Source organism: Kitasatospora sp. NPDC058190 (assembly GCF_042883685.1).
In the GTDB taxonomy this organism is placed as follows: Bacteria; Actinomycetota; Actinomycetes; order Streptomycetales; family Streptomycetaceae; genus Kitasatospora.
On sequence record NZ_JBHVVI010000008.1, the window covers coordinates 130,408 to 145,523 of the forward strand.

The 15,116-nt window shown below is 63.5% G+C and carries 12 protein-coding genes; 9 read left to right on the plus strand and 3 right to left on the minus strand.

Annotation, left to right across the window (positions count from 1 at the left end; all coding sequences use genetic code 11):
* Positions 1 to 114 precede the first annotated feature (114 nt).
* From ACFVWU_RS06110 to ACFVWU_RS06150, 9 genes are all read left to right on the plus strand, one after another.
* Positions 115 to 588 (plus strand): hypothetical protein, encoded by a 474-nt coding sequence (locus tag ACFVWU_RS06110; RefSeq protein ID WP_387616266.1) that lies wholly within the window; start codon positions 115 to 117, stop codon positions 586 to 588.
* Between the two features lie 101 nt (positions 589 to 689).
* Complete coding sequence (locus ACFVWU_RS06115; protein WP_387616268.1) at positions 690 to 2,426, plus strand: ATP-binding protein; 1,737 nt, start codon at positions 690 to 692, stop codon at positions 2,424 to 2,426.
* 159 nt (positions 2,427 to 2,585) lie between these two features.
* Positions 2,586 to 3,305 carry a hypothetical protein gene (locus ACFVWU_RS06120; protein ID WP_387616270.1) on the plus strand — a complete coding sequence of 240 codons (720 nt, stop codon included), beginning with the start codon at positions 2,586 to 2,588 and terminating at the stop codon, positions 3,303 to 3,305.
* 7 nt (positions 3,306 to 3,312) lie between these two features.
* Complete coding sequence (locus ACFVWU_RS06125; RefSeq protein ID WP_387616272.1) at positions 3,313 to 5,565, plus strand: hypothetical protein; 2,253 nt, start codon at positions 3,313 to 3,315, stop codon at positions 5,563 to 5,565.
* 228 nt (positions 5,566 to 5,793) lie between these two features.
* Complete coding sequence (locus ACFVWU_RS06130; protein ID WP_387616274.1) at positions 5,794 to 6,711, plus strand: hypothetical protein; 918 nt, start codon at positions 5,794 to 5,796, stop codon at positions 6,709 to 6,711.
* Positions 6,711 to 8,870: a DEAD/DEAH box helicase family protein gene (locus tag ACFVWU_RS06135; RefSeq protein WP_387616276.1), complete on the plus strand. Its 2,160-nt coding sequence runs from the start codon at positions 6,711 to 6,713 to the stop codon at positions 8,868 to 8,870. The genes ACFVWU_RS06130 and ACFVWU_RS06135 overlap by 1 nt, the downstream gene beginning before the upstream one ends.
* 41 nt (positions 8,871 to 8,911) lie before the next feature.
* Complete coding sequence (locus ACFVWU_RS06140; protein WP_387616278.1) at positions 8,912 to 9,076, plus strand: hypothetical protein; 165 nt, start codon at positions 8,912 to 8,914, stop codon at positions 9,074 to 9,076.
* The gene (locus ACFVWU_RS06145; protein ID WP_387616280.1) at positions 9,073 to 11,130 is read left to right on the plus strand and encodes an AAA family ATPase; all 2,058 of its coding nucleotides are present in this window, start codon (positions 9,073 to 9,075) and stop codon (positions 11,128 to 11,130) included. Before ACFVWU_RS06140 ends, ACFVWU_RS06145 begins: the two co-directional genes overlap by 4 nt.
* Entirely contained in the window at positions 11,130 to 11,600 is a 471-nt protein-coding gene (locus tag ACFVWU_RS06150) for a DNA phosphorothioation-associated protein 4 (protein WP_387616282.1), read from the plus strand. Before ACFVWU_RS06145 ends, ACFVWU_RS06150 begins: the two co-directional genes overlap by 1 nt.
* Positions 11,601 to 11,667: 67 nt before the next feature.
* Here the strand turns inward: ACFVWU_RS06150 and ACFVWU_RS06155 are convergent, their stop codons facing one another.
* From ACFVWU_RS06155 to ACFVWU_RS06165, 3 genes are all read right to left on the minus strand, one after another.
* Positions 11,668 to 12,459, minus strand: a complete 792-nt coding sequence (locus ACFVWU_RS06155) for a DUF317 domain-containing protein (RefSeq protein WP_387616284.1) — start codon at positions 12,457 to 12,459, stop codon at positions 11,668 to 11,670.
* A 575-nt stretch (positions 12,460 to 13,034) separates the two neighbouring features.
* Positions 13,035 to 14,249 carry a tyrosine recombinase XerC gene (gene xerC / locus ACFVWU_RS06160; protein WP_387616286.1) on the minus strand — a complete coding sequence of 405 codons (1,215 nt, stop codon included), beginning with the start codon at positions 14,247 to 14,249 and terminating at the stop codon, positions 13,035 to 13,037.
* A gap of 564 nt (positions 14,250 to 14,813) precedes the next feature.
* The coding region (locus ACFVWU_RS06165; protein WP_387616288.1) for a transposase at positions 14,814 to 15,116 on the minus strand (303 nt) is incomplete at its 5' end.

Below are 15,116 nucleotides of genomic sequence, written 5' to 3' on the forward strand. Positions count from 1 at the left end.
TAACGGGGTGTCAGTCTCGTCCTCTATGCTCAGGACCACAAGTTCACAGCACTGCCTCCTCTTCGACCGCGAGCCACCGCATGGGGCCCGCAATCAGACACCGGAGCGCACTACATGAAGATCAGCGACGAAGTCGTGGCTGCCATCGATGCTTTGCAGAAACAGGCGATGCGCACACGCGACGTGTACCAGTTGGACCGCATCGAGCGCGCCATCGATGAGCTCCTGCGTAACCCTGGGGACGACAAGACCCCTGCCCGTCATCGTGTGCGCTCTGCGCTCGCCCATGCTTACGAGCTCCTGGAGCGTCGTAAGGAGATCGCGCCCCAGGGCGAGCTGTGCCCCGAGCGGGAATCGGTCGGCTACACCGAGCACGGCTACCACCGGATTGAGCTGCTGGAGTTGATCCGCGTCGAGCCATCCTTCAAGGACGCTGACCGAGTGATCCTTGGGTACCTGGTCTGGGGAGCGGACGCTGTGACCCTTGCTGAGAAGTACTCCGTGGCTGTCCCGCGGATGCGCGAGCGCATCAGCCGTCTGCGGCGTGACGCCCGCAAGGCATGGTCGGATCTCGCTCTGGCTGCTTGAGAACACCCTTCCCCCGCCGACCGAGTCATCCGCTGACCACGGCGCGGAGCTCCGATCACCCAGCTAGGTCTGCCATCGCAAGGCGGCCGAAAGGATCAACAGTGAGCACTACCCCTCTGTTCTTGTCGCCCGAAGATTCTCGCGCCAGCCTCATCCAGGTTGACAAGGCCCTGGAGTCCATGCGCGATGCCGGCTTTGACCTGACCGCTGCTGCTGGCGAGCCCCTGGATAACTCGATCGAGGCTGACGCCACGATCCTCCGGGTCATGCCGGTGTACTCGCAGGACCGGAAGTCGATCGACGAGATCATTTTTGCGGACAACGGAACAGGCATTGACCCGACCGTCCTGCACCACATCCTGTCGATGGGCTACAGCACTCGCTACGGCCAACGGCAAGGGCTGGGCCGATTCGGCGTCGGCCTGAAGCTCGCTGCGCTGAACCTTGGTGAGCGTCTCGACGTGTACTCCAAGCGCGCCGACGACGCCCGTGTCTACCACAGCTACATCGATCTCCAGGACATCCGTGACGGCAAGCAGCTGTACACCGCGACCACAATCGCCGAGGACTGGCCGACGCATGCGCGAAACCTGATGCTGGACGAGCGAGGCAACCCGTTCGTCTCAGGCACGGTCGTGATCTTCGGAAAGATCGACCGTTTGAAGGGCGGCGGGCGCTACGGCACATCGCTCCAGGAGAAGGTCAGCGACCTGCGTAAGTTCATCGCGCGGGCCTACCGCAAGTTCATTGACACTGGGCGGACGTTCGAGCTCGAAGGAAAGGTCGTGACCTTGCACGACCCCCTGTTCCTCATGGACAATCCACGGATCATCAGCCAGTACAAGCCGCGTGACGTACGCGGCACGGTGGTGGAAGAGTCCGATCTACTTGTTGACGGACACAAGGTTCACGTGACTGTTACGTTGGTGCCGGAGGAGTTCCGCTACTTCCGTGGAGCCGGCGGCGAGCACGACATGGATGGGCGTGACATCCGCGAGTTCCAGATCAATGACGAAAACGCAGGCAAGCTCAGCATCCTGCGCAACGGCCGGGAGATCTACTACGACCTCGTCCCGAAGCTCCTCCCCGGCGGTCGGACCGACAAGGTCAACCGCTACATAGGGATTGAGGTCAGTTTCCCCGCTGAGCTCGACGACTTCTTCCAGGTGAGGCACGTCAAGCGCGGTGCGGAACCGGTCAGCAAGCTACGCGAGGAGCTGCGCCAGTGGCTGGTCCGGCCGGTGCGTAAGGCCCGCGGGGACATCAAGGCGTTCTGGAACTACCAGGACACCAAGAAGAAGCTCGAGCAGGGCGCTCATGCAGACAGCATGGACACAGCGGCCAACGTCGAGTCGCGATTCCCTAAGGGCGTCGCTGGCCGCACTGTCACGCTCGAGAAGGAGCAGCGGATCAAGGATCAGACGATCGAGGACCTCCGGCTGGATCCGAGCGACCCGGAGCACCGATCCAAGATCGAGCAGATCTTGCAGCAGATCGACACCAAGCCTGTCACCATGTTGGACGGCGCCTGGCCCGGCAAGGAGCTGATGGAGATCAGCCACCTGAACGGTCGGTCAGTCACAGTACTCAACCACCGGCACCCCTTCTTCCGGGACGTCTACGCGCCGATCAAGCGTGTTGCGGACGAAGGAGCGGACGACATGGCTCCTGAGGACATGATCGATCTCGCAAGGAAGGCCGAGGCTGCGATCGACCTGCTCCTCATGGCCTTCGTCCGGGCTGAGGCGACTCAGACAGAACCCGAGATGTTTGACGGTCTGCGGACTCAGTGGGGCATCTTCGCCCAGGAGTACCTGAAGGAGAAGTTCAAGGACTGACCCAAGCCTCAGCAGGCCGGACCGGGACGCTTCCGGCAGGCGTCCTGGCCCCGCACACGACAGACTCCTGGCCTGTACATCCGCAGCGTCGCCCGCACACACTCCGCGAACGTACATGAACCAGCTAGGACCGGAGCAAGGATCGAGGATGCGCACGCTGTGACAGACGCCCTCTCGCTCACCAATTTCTCGATGCGTGACGTCGATCAGGCACCGGAGTCACCGGGACTCTATGCCTGGTACGTCAGCTTTCGAGCGGGACCGCACGACTGGAAGATCAAACCTGGTCCCAACGGCGACCAGGCCATTGAGGGGTTCCTGAACCTCCTGCGCAAGTACGCCGGCTACTACGAGCCACTCCCCATCGGACTGTCGGGGCGCGGCGCCTACGGTGCTAGGTGGCAGGGTGCCCTTGAGGTTGACTACCCCCTGCGTGAACCAGGAGAAGGAGCGCCGGTTCCTGACGACGAGGCAGCGAAGCGACTGGACATCCTGATGGACTCCTTGGATACGGAGGACCGCCGCCGCATCATGGCGACGATCCTGCAGCGGTCTGCACCAGTCTTCTCTGCCCCGCTCTATATAGGAGTCGCCGAGAACCTGCGCCAGCGCCTTCGCCAGCATCGCCGCGACTACACGAAGAGCTATGACTGGTTGCGTGACCACCCCGAGGACGCCGACGAGGTCAAGTCGCGCGGCAAGTCCTTCGGCGCGCGTGCGGCCGCGCGCAATATCGCGATGGAACATCTCGAGGCGTGGGTTATCGACCTGGCCAGCGAAGAGAACGACGAAGTCACAAAAAAGCATCTGCGCAACACAGCTGAGTCAGCCGAATGGCTGTTGCACAGGCTGTACTCGCCGATTCTGGGAAGGCAGTAGGACGACTATGTTCGGCTCAGGCAACGCGCTGACGTTCCGGGACTATGTGCAGGGTACGTGGGGCAGCTTTACCACTCCTGCCGGCCGGGTGGACTACATCATGACAAAGGCGCGTCTGGGAGATGACTCCGACGCGCCGGAGCGCCAGCTCACCAAGAGTCTGGCGCCCGTCCGCGAGGTCATGGAGGCAGGAGACCTGGACTTCAACCAGCTCCTCCAACGCGATCTCGACGACCACCGGGTCGCCGTCAAACTCATCCCGTATCTGTTGAAGCCGCAGCAGACCGGCCCGGCCTTCTTCCCGCCGATCGTTGCCGTCCTGCTGCCGTTCCGGAACCAGCGGCCTTCGGCCTTCTCCAGCCTGGGCGAACCTACCGTGGTTCAAGACGATGGCGCGACGTGGCAGCAGGAGAGGGCCGGCAACTCCTTCCAGGTACAGCGTGTGCTCGGCGCCGACGACCGTCTCCACCCTGCCAACGTCGGCAAGTTGTGGTGGAACAAGACAGAGGCGCAGCTCGTCGTGCTCGACGGCCAACACCGCGCCATGGCCTTGCTCGCCGTCGAGCGCACCATGACGAACAGTTGGCAGATCTCTGGCGGCGCCCGCTTTCGCTCCTTCTACGAGAGCCAGGTCAAGCAGGCGCTGAAGGAGGCGGATCAGGACGCGATCGACCTGAGCAAGATCGAGGTCCCTGTGACGGTTTGCTGGTTCCCGGACCAGACCGGTGAGAACGCCAAGCCGCACGAGGCCGCGCGCAAGCTCTTCGTTGATGTCAACAAGGAGGCACGCCCGCCGTCCAAGTCCCGGATCATCCTTCTGTCGGACGCCGAGCTGAGCAATGTGCTTACGCGCAGGATGCTTAACGAGCTGCGAGGCGGAGCGGACGAGTCGTATCTGCCCCTGTACGCCGTTGAGTACGACAACCCCGAGCCCAACACCACCAGGCCCGCGCGCTGGTCCGTACTGACGAACATTCATCTACTCAAGTCCGCCGTCGATCGCTGCGTCTTCGGACCGTCCAAGTACCTGAAGGAGGTAGCACAGAGGTTCGGCCCCGGACGTCCCAGCCAGACCGAGCTGGACTCGTTCATGCGCGACGAACAGCTTGGCCTCATCGACCTGTTCCCGGACCAGTTCAAGGATGGCGGCTTCACCTACCACCGAGGAGACATCGGCAACGCCAACTTCCCTCTCGGGCAGGTGGACGTCATCAGTGACCGCTTCGCCGAGACCTGGGGGCGAGCCATTCTTACTCTCCTCTCAAAGATCGCTCCCTACGCTGCCCACGCCAAGGCACTGACCCAGCTGAAGGACGACTGGCATGTCGATGACACCGGCTTGACGCTGGCACGCGACGCACTGTTCAGCGGAGTTGGCGTGTTCTGGACCTTGAAGGACAGCTACGAGCACTACCTGGAGACCAAGGACCGGGGCGCAAAGACCACGAAGTCCGATGTCATAAGGGCATGGGAGGCGCTCAAGGCTCGCGAGGAGATCTTCGAGAACTATCGAGTGCAGGCGTTCCTCGACTCCGGCCGGGCGATCAGCTTGAAGCAGTCCAAGGCCGCATACGCGGTGTTCAACACCCACGCGTGCCAGTTGGGCTTGGCACTGACACTCGGCTCGCTGTGGGAGCTCCGTAAGCGCCAGCCTGGTGGCGCGGACCTGAAAGACCTGCCAGCCTTCGCTGACGCCTTGGTAGAGGGATGGAACGCCTATTTCTCGCAGGACCAAGGCAAGGCCCGTGATCGCAAGCTTGCGTTCATCAAGGCGGATGGCGTCATCACCAACCCCCTGAACCAGATCGCGAACATGGATACGCCGCAGGCCGTCTACTTCCGGTATTTCTGGATGCAGGCGCTGAGTACGCCGATGGCCTGGGAACACGTGTCCACCTGGTTCAGTGGACGGGACGGATTCGACCAGATGCTTCACGCTTCCCGGGGCTTGTACCTGGACCTGTGCGTGGACCAGCAGGTCAGGGCGTTGAAGACCAGCAAGCAGGTCGACGATTCAAAGATCGGCGAGCTGGCTGAGAGGACGGCCAGCACTTCGCTCAAGCGGGCTCTGCGTGACTGGTTCTACGTGCTCGAGGGCGACTACGAGGACTGGTTCGCTTCGCGGGCAGCGAGGCCAGTGGTCCAGGAACTGCCCGACAGCGCAGACAAGGATCTCGAGTCCCCGGCTGACGAGGACCTTGCAGAAGCTGCGGACGAGGACACCCCGGTCACGAGCGTGAACGATCTGCTCGGCGACTAGCCGAGCGCGAGCAGCCGTGCGGCCTCATCTTGATACCGCACGGCTGTACTCAAACAAGCGCGTGATCCGCTCTCCGATTCACCTTAGGTCGTTACGATGCCTTCTCTGCCCGCCCCGCGTGGTCAAGATTCCACCGACGAACAGCCCAGACAGTCCGTGCATGCGCTCCTCAACCGACTGGCAGAGGAGACAAGAACGCACGCTCCCACCGCGACCTTGGGTTCGGTTTTGCGTGACATCGAGCTGCTGCCAGAGTCGGCTCGAATCCTCGTGAGGCAGATACTCAACGCGACCGTACGCAACGGTGAGTGGGAGGTGTTGACGACCTGTACCGAGCCGGCGACATCCCGACAGGACGAGAGCTCTCCTGAGGCTGGCCTTCCGCTCACCCCGCAAAAGACGAGTAGTCAGCTAAGGAAGGAGATCCTCGCGATCCTCGAGCGCGCGACAGGTGGTTTGACGACACATCAAATCATTGCGCAGCTCCAGAATCCTGCCCACCTGCAGGATGTTCGGAAGATCCTCTTCAGCGCCGGTGAGGTGGCGATAGGTGTAAATGGAGGGTGGGTCTACTCCCCAGAGGGAGTGGCGCGCCCCGTCCAGGAAACAGAACGGTTGGTATCCACGGGCGTGGATCCGGGTATGGGGGATCAGCCGCCGGTCCGCCGCCTCAACCGGTTCGCTCTGCGAGAGGAAGCGCTTCGGATCCTCGAGGAGGCTGATTGCCCGCTGGGAACCGAGATGCTCGTGGCGCGGATAGGCGGAGGAGTCGACTCACGTGCGGTCAAGGAGGCACTCGCCGCCGACCGGCGTTTCATGCGCAGCGATGTCGACGTCTGGGCGGTGACGGCGTGGGGGCTGCGCCCCTATTCAACGGTCAAGGATCTTGTGGCGGAGGAGCTGGACAAGGCCGGCGGTGCCATTGAGGCGTCTCGCCTAGTCAGCATCCTGACCCGCGAGTTCTCGATCAAGGAGTCGACGCTCCGGCAGACGATGTCGTCCGCGCCGTTCTGCGTGAGGACCGGAATGGTCCGACGCCTAACTGACGTTTCCGCGGCCAACGGCGTAGCTGAGCAGTTGGTAATCGAGGACACGTCGACGGCAGGGCTGTCGGCCGAGGAACTGATGAGGATGCTGGGGCTTTGATGAAGACGGGCGGATCTACGCTGCGTACAGCGGGACTGCAGAGTGACTACCGCAGCGATCGCTGCGACATCGTTGAGGACTTCTACGTTCCTGCTCTCGCAGCTTCCACCGTCTACGACCGGGCGGTGGGCTACTTCACTGCTTCGGTGCTCTCGGTGCTCGGCCAGGGATTGGACGAGTTTGCAGCCCGCGGTGGTCGGATGCGCATCGTGGCCTCGCCGCAACTGCGCCACGAGGACGTAATGCAGATTCAAGGCGGGTACGCCTTGCGCACAGTCCTCGAGAAGGCTGCGTTGCGCGACCTCCAGGAGGCGTGCGAAGACCCGCGGGCTGCGAGCGGCCTCGGGAAGCTCGGGCTGATGGTGGCCGATGGGCTGCTTGACCTCAAGCTGGCGTATGTGGCCGCCGCTGGGCGGATAGGTATGTACCACGAGAAGATCGGGATATTCCGAGACGCGCGCGATCTGGTCGCCTTCAAGGGCAGCGCGAACGAGACCCTTCCCGGGCTGGTCGGCAACTTCGAGTCCATCGAGGTCTTCCGTAGCTGGCACATGGAGGATGGCCAGAGGGCCCTACGCATCAGGCGCGACTTCGACGACCTCTGGTCCGACCAGACGCCAATTCTGCGCGTCATTCCCTTTACTGCAGCGATGAAGTCGCTCACGGAGGAGTACGCACGGCGGACAGGAAGCCAGGGGCACGTGCCGCCGCTCCCCATCGACGGCACGACAATGGTCCTGCCTCGACCGGACACCGACGGAATGCTCGTCATCCCCGAGGAACTCGATGTCCGGGGCTACCAGAAACAGGCAGTCCAGAGCTGGTTCGAGAACGGCTTCCGTGGCATCCTGCGTATGGCGACTGGCACGGGGAAGACGCTGACGGCTCTGTCGGCAGCAGCGCAGCTGTCAAAAGTCCTGCGACGCAAGCAAGCTCAGGCTGGGCTTCTGACGGTCGTGGTCGTGCCGTTCCAGCATCTGGTTGACCAGTGGTCCACGGACATCGAACGCTTTGGCATGACGCCGATCCGAGCTTATGAATCCACAGACTCCTGGTACGGCAAGGCGGCGTCTCTGCTTGATGGTCTCGCTCTCGGCACCAGCCGTGGTGGGGTACTTGTCACGACCAACGCCACGTTCAGCGGAGATCCCTTCCAGAGCACCCTCAGGCGACACCGCGGACACCTCCTGCTGATTGCCGACGAGGTACACAACCTCGGGGCCAAGCGGCTCCGAGATCGTCTGCCTGATTCCGCCACCTACCGCCTTGGTCTCTCCGCAACCCCGGAACGCTGGTTCGACGACCGCGGTACGGAGGCCCTTCGGGACTACTTCGGCGAGGTCGTATTCGAGATGGGCATCGGCGACGCCATTGGGGCCGGCGCCCTGTGCCGGTACACCTACACGCCGGTGGTGGTGGAGCTGGACGGGGAAGAGACCGAGCTGTATGGCGAAGTTACCGAGAAGATCGCAAAGATGCTCGCCGTGCAAGAATTCAGCGAGGACGGCGACGACGATAGTCCGCTCGGCATGCTGTTGCGGAAGCGGGCCAACATCCTCGGTCACGCCCGTGCGAAGATGCCAGCGCTGCGCGAGCAGATGATGAAGCGTCATAGTGACTGGTTCCAGTTGCTGTACTGCGCGGAAGGCCGGCACCCGCTCGCCGAGGGCGAGTACGGGGATCCCCAGGAGCCAAGCCAACTCCAGCAGGCTGTCAGGTTGGCTGGCGAGGATCTGCGGATGGCCTCGGCGACCTACACCTCCGAGACTCCCCGGGACAAGCGCCGAGAGCTTCTGCGGAGGTTCAGCTCGGGAGACGACCTACAGGTGCTGCTCTCGATGCGCTGCCTCGATGAGGGTGTTGACGTGCCTGCGGCTCGGACCGCCTATCTCCTCGCCAGTTCCTCCAACCCGCGGCAGTTCATCCAACGACGAGGAAGGGTGCTGCGCCGTGCACCAGGCAAGGAGTACGCGGACATCGTGGACTTCATCGTCATCCCGCCTGAGCAGACGAGTGAGCTGCACCGCGAGACCGAACGCCGACTAGTGGCGAGAGAGTTGGCCCGAGTCACCGAGTTTGCCCGCTTGGCCGAGAACGAGGCTGACACCTTGGACATCCTGCGTCCGTTGCGATTGCGGTTCGGGCTCCTGGACACCTGAAACAGCTGAGATTTTGATGGGGAAGTGATCGGGGAGTGAGCGTGAGCAGCCAAGAAAGCGTTGCCGACATCCTGAACGGGCTCTCGCCGGAAGCCAAAGAACTGGTTGCGAGAGTCCACCAGCTCGAGAAAGAGAACCTGCACCTGAAGACCTCCAGCCTGCTAACGACGAAGATCGTGGAAGCCGTGAAGGAGCTGGCCAAGTGAAGCTGCTCAAGCTGACCGTCGACAACTTCCGAGTCTTCTATGGAAAGCATGTCCTGAACCTGGACGTCGCCGACGGCAAGCCCGCCGTGCTGATCTTCGGCATGAACGGCGCGGGGAAGACGACCCTGCTCAACGCCTTTACCTGGGCGTTGTACGGATCCTTCTCCAGCGACGTGGAGCGTCAGGAACGGGTCATCAACGACCACGCGTGGGCACAGACCCCGTTTGGCACTCCGGTGAGCGGTTCGGTGAAGCTGGAGTTCGAGCACGAGGGCTCTACATTTAGTGTGCTTCGCGAGGTCACCGTCACCAGGTCCACGCAGGACCAGGATCTGCCGAGTCCCCGACTGCTCGTAACCGAGACCCGGCTCGGAGAGAGCGTGAGGGTCGACAACGGCCAGGACCGAATCGAGAAGATCCTGCCCGAGGGCCTGCGACGCTTCTTCTTCTTCAACGGCGAGCGTATGGAGCGCATGTTCGTTGGGGACGGCAGTGAGGACGTCAAGAGCGCTATCAAAACGTTGCTGGGACTCGAAGCCATTGAGCGCGCCATCGAGGTACACCTGCCTGCCGCAAGGCGCAAGTTGATGGCCGAGGCTCAGAAGCTAGGAGACGGACGGCTTCAGCAACTTGCTGTACAACAGGCTGCCTTGGACGACAAGAAGCTGGCGGTACATGGAAGGCTGATTAAGCTCTCAGGTGACATTTCGAGCTACAAGCGAGCGTCTGAAGATGCGGCGAAGGCGCTTCTCGACAACGGTATGGCAGCTCCTCTGCAGAAGCGTCGTGTCAAGCTCAACCAAGAGTTGGATGCTGAGAAGGAGCGTTACAAGGAGCTCCAGGAACGCAAGCGCAAGATACTGGCGGAGCGAGGCTTCATCTCCTTCACCGCAGGAATCGACGAGTCCGTCATGGAGCTCGCCGAAGGCATGCGTCGGCGGCAGGAGCTTCCCGCCGGCATCCAGCGCGACTACATCGATGGACTCCTCGAGGACGGGGTCTGTGTGTGTGGCACGCCTGTCCCGGAGGGGTCCGCTGGGTTCTTGGCGCTCTCGGAGCGTAAGTACAACGCGGGACTAGTGGATGTCCAGGCGCGATGGATGAGCCTGCGAGGCAACAGCGCCCGGCTGAGGGACGCGCGGAGAGCGCTACTGGATGAGCTGCGCGAGATCGCCAAGGATCAGACCGAGGTCGAGTCCAGGATTCACCAGAAAGACGCTGAACTGAGTGATATCGACCGCCAGCTGCAGGGAGTGGACGTCATGGATGTCCAGAATCTCGAGCAGCGTCGGAAGGAGTTCGACGAAAAGCGGTTCGAGGCCGAGTCCGAGCATCGTCGTGCGCAAGATGAGTTGGAAGAGGTGGAGGCTGAGATCGCGGCGACCCGCCGCAAGCTGCACTCTGCAGAGATTCAGAACGAGGAGGCCCGACGCGTCCAGAGCCAGCTTGCTCTGGTCGATGAGGTCATCGATGCCTTCACTCGGATTCTCAATCTGAAGACCGAGGAGGTGCGACGGGAGCTCGATGCGCGGGTGAAGAGTGTCTTCTCTCGCATCTTCGTGAAGACCTTCGTGCCAGAGGTAACTAGCTCGTTCGAGCTGGAGCTGAGGGCGGACAGCAACGGAATGGCCGCGATCCGCAGCACTGGTGAAAACCAGATCTTGGGGCTCTCCTTTGTGGGCGCTGTCTCCGAGATGGCCAGGGAGCGCGATGACCGAAAGCGCAACCCTGAGGCCAGCGCCCTGGATGAGGGAGGGGTTTACCCTGTCGTGATGGATGCACCGTTCGGAAGTCTGGACGTTGAGTATCAGGACCAGGTCGCCGAATCTCTGCCCAAGCTCACGTCACAGATCATCACCTTGCTCTCGCAGTCACAGGCGCGCGGAATGGTGATGGATCACCTGAGTTCCGCGGCGACACGGATGTATGTCCTTCGGAACGTGACCCCGAAGCCGGACGCACAGGAGCAGTTCATCACCATCAACAACCGGGCTGTGCCCTATGTGACGCGCGGCGAGTTCGAGCACTCCGTACTGGAAGAGGTGATGGTCTGATGGCAGACGAGCGCTTCCGGCGTCCCGCCGACCACGAGAAACTTCTGCAGGACCTGTGCAGCAAGGACGGGCCCTTCTCGGCGATGTACGAGGCCATGATGTTCGCTGCGGCCCTCGGTAAGCAGAAGCGCAAGCGGGAAGACTTCAAGAACACAGGCGAGCCGATCGACCTGGCGCGAATCGAGCGGCGTGACTTCGGCGAGGCGCTGATCGACATGCTGGCCGTGGTGGAGCACCCTGAGGACGCCAAGGTTCTGAGCGACGACCGCCTTAAGGAGCGCATCAGGATCTTCGAAGAGTACGCCAACGGCGGTCTGAACTACCTCCAGGGCGAGCTCAACGCGAGCGGTAGGCGCGATCTCACCACGTTGGTCAGCGGTCTGGTGATGGAGGCCCTGACGGCCACGCCGGCCGATGAGGGGAAGGACATCGTTACTGACCTCCTCGGAGACGGCGCGCTCGACTGGTAGTGGGCACTCGCGATACCTATGGCTTACGGCGGGCTCCAGTCGTTTGGGCCCGCCGTAGGCCGATGCCTCAACCTTGGGGATGTCTGTGCCCGTCATCGCGCGGTCGCGTCGACCGTGAGGTAATCCGGAGATGCTCCAGTGATTCCGGAGCAAGCTCGCGCTTATCGCGGAACACGGGCTGCGGTGAGGCGAGCCACCGTGTGGCGGCTGCCACGAGATGATCTGGCACTGCCGAGCTGAAGGTGGCCGTCCAGCGAGCGCCTGGCGGACCAGTAGTGATCTCCCAAGCGCTTCCTCTGCGAAGGCCATCCTCCTCGTCCTGTTGGATGGTGTGCCTTTGGACGGCGGCGAGACCGTCAGGGGAGACAAAGCCGAGTATCTCGGTCTTCGGGAGGTCGGCTGGCGGTGCTGGAAGCCTCTTTTGCCAGCCGGCTTGGCGTAGCGGAGCGACGATCAGATCTGGAGCGTCGTTGTCTTTGGAGATGGTTGCCCCGCCAGCCAGTGCGACGGCCAGAGGTTGCGCGAGCGCAGCGACGAGCTCCGAGGGGGCGCCATGCTCGAAGGCCATCCGCCAGAGCGCCGGATGCATTGGCCCTTTTGCCACGTTGACGATCCACAGCGGCGTGTAGTCGTCGCGGGTGGGCAGGTAGCCGATTCGAGCCCGTCGGCAGGGGCTGTCCAGGATGAAATTGGCGATTCCGAGTCGACGCACCGACCAGTCGAAGTCGAGTTCCAGCAGTCGACTGACGTGAGCGCCAGCACTGCGGTCCTCGCCAGCGAGGTAAGCAGGGGAGACTGCGAGCGCCTTCGCAGCGTCAACGCGCTGGACTGCGTCGGCGCCGGGAGTGTCGGAAGCCATGGTGCGGTGATTCCTTTCAATGGCAGCACGAATTGCCTCGTAGGCGCATGCCGGGAGGTAGAAGGGAGGAGGATTGGGCGATGCCTGATGCTGACGTTGTCGAGTGGGCGAACGGAGAAGCGCAGGGAGCGACGCGCCGTGAGGAGCTGCTCGCGTTGGGCGGACTGGGGGCCGCCCTGGAGCGGGTAGGAGCTAAACTTGGGATGTGAGGCAAATCACTCCCAAGCCCCCCTTTGCTCGCCGCCTCTCACGCGCCTCTCACGGACTGGGCGTCATGAGGTGTCATCAGGCGTCATGTGCGGCGGACGAGGTAGGCCCTGACCTGCGGGATTCGGACTGATGAACACTAGTCGGACACCTTTTCGACCGCTGGGGGTCAAGGGGTCGCAGGTTCAAATCCTGTCGTCCCGACTGTGAAGTCGGTTGTGAGAGCGGGTACTTGGGAAACCAGGTACCCGCTCTCACTCGTTTCCGGAGGGCGCGTGGTCGCAGGGTGGTCGCGTCCGGCGCTCTGACCTGGAGGTTTGCGGGTGAGGTGGGCGCGAGGTGATCGCACCATCTGATGATCCATCAGTTCATTCGCGGGGGAGGTCTGCGTGGTCGAGTGCGTCGGCGAGGGCGGTGACGGCTTCGCGGGCGGCTTGGGGGAGCAGGTGGCCGTAGATGTTGACGGTGGTGGCCAGGGTGGAGTGCCGCAGGGTCTTGGAGACGACGGCGAGTGGCACCTGGGAGCTGATCATGATGGTGGCTGCGGTGTGCCTGAGGTCGTGAAGGCCGATCTCGGGTAGGCCGATCTCGGCCGAGCGTTGGCGCGGGGTGTGCAGCAGGCGTTCGGGGTTGATGGGTTTGCCGTCGGGGCGGGTGAATACCATGCCTTGCAGGCGGGGTTGGTCGGGGTGGGCGCTGCGGTGGCGGGCGGCTTGGCGGCGTAGTGCGGCGGTGACGCGGGGGGAGAGGCTGACCCAGTTGCGGCTGGCGCGGGTCTTGGGTGCTTGCAGGTGCAGGCGGGCGTTGTTCACCGAGGCCAGGGTCCAGCGTACGAACAGGACGCGTTGCTGGAAGTGGATGTCGGGCCAGTCCAGGCCCAGGACTTCGCCGCGGCGCATACCGGTGCCGAGGATGACCTCGAAGATGTCGGCGTGGACGTCGTTGTAGGTCTCGGCGTTGTGGTGCAGGAAGGCGGAGGCCTGCTGCGGGGTCCAGCAGAGCCGCTCGGGTGCGGCGGGGCGCTTCAGCGCGGCGTTGCGGGCGGGGTTGCGGGCCAGGAGGTCCGCACTGACGGCGGCGTTCATGGCGCTGGAGAGGATGGCGCAGCAGCGGTGGACGGTGGGGCGTCCGCGGCCGGCGGCCAGTTGCCGGCGGGACCAGGTGGTGACGTGCCGGTCACGCAGGCCGGTCAGGGGTAGTGGGCCGAAGGCTGGTATGAGGTCGTGGTGGACGTGGCGGTGGTAGCCGGCGTAGGTGGTGGCCTCGAGGATCTCCTGCTTGGAGAGCAGCCACTCCCTCAGGTAGCCGGCGACGGTCAGGGCCTCGTCCGTCGCGATGCCGGTGCGCTCGGCCAGCAGGAAGTTCTGCAGGGAGGTGAGGGCCGTGCTCTGGTCAGGGAAGCCGCCACGGCGCCGAGTCTCGCGCCTGCCGGTGAGGGAGGACAGGTCCACGGCGTAGGCCCAGGCGCCGTGGTCGGGCTGGGTGTTCAGTTTCGGGCAGCGGGTGCCGTACTGGCGGCCGGCGGTGTCACGGCAGCCGCAGCGGCGGTAGACGCGCCCGCGCTGAGGATCGGTCAGGTTCACGGGAATCGACTCCTTGTGTGATCGGGACGGGCCCAGCTTCACGGCGGAGCACCCTGGCGCAGCAGGGGGCGGCCCATGGCGCCGGGTAGGCGAATCGGGCGACCACTCGGGCCTGTGAGCTGCGCCGATCCCCTTGGAAAGCGGACAAGGGGGCGGCGGGGTCCAATCGGTGGTGATTGTCGGAGGTGTCGAAAGCCGAATCCGGTAGCGGCGAAGAATGAGGGCAACAGGTCGGAAGGGGCGCTCTGAATCCCTAATTCCATCTGCTCCGAGGCGCTGCGGCCTCAGAGGTTTGGGGCGGCGGCTGGAGCTGTCGAGTGCTGCACTCCACGGTTCGGAACGTGATCGCGGACTGGTACCGAGAGTGACTCCGGGATCGGGCTTATCCGCCGAATGGGGATACCAGGCATGTGGCGGCACCCTGAGGAGGTAGCACCTGGTGTTGGTCCTGGCAGGAGGCGAGCTGCGGGGGTTGTCGTGGCCGGGCAACGGCCTCTGGCCGGCCATGGCCGCGATCGCGACACGAGGTGAGGTGAGCTTCCCCCGCTGGGTGGGAGGTGCTGATTACCTGGTCAGGGCGGGTGTGGGTGGTTCGACGGCCACCGGTTCGGCCGTCGTCTGGTCGGCGTAGTACTTCGCCTCGTACTCGTCCGGGCTGAGCCAGCCAAGGCGCTTTTGGATGCGGCGGGTGTTGTACCAGCCGTCGATGTAGGCGAACAGTGCGAGGTCGGCGTCGGTGCCGGTCGCGAAGGTCGTGCGGCGGACGCACTCGGTCTTCAGGACGCTCCAGAAGTTCTCCGCGAGGGCGTTGTCGAACGAGTCGCCCACGCTTCCCATGCTCGGTTCGATTCCCGCCTTCAGCAGGCG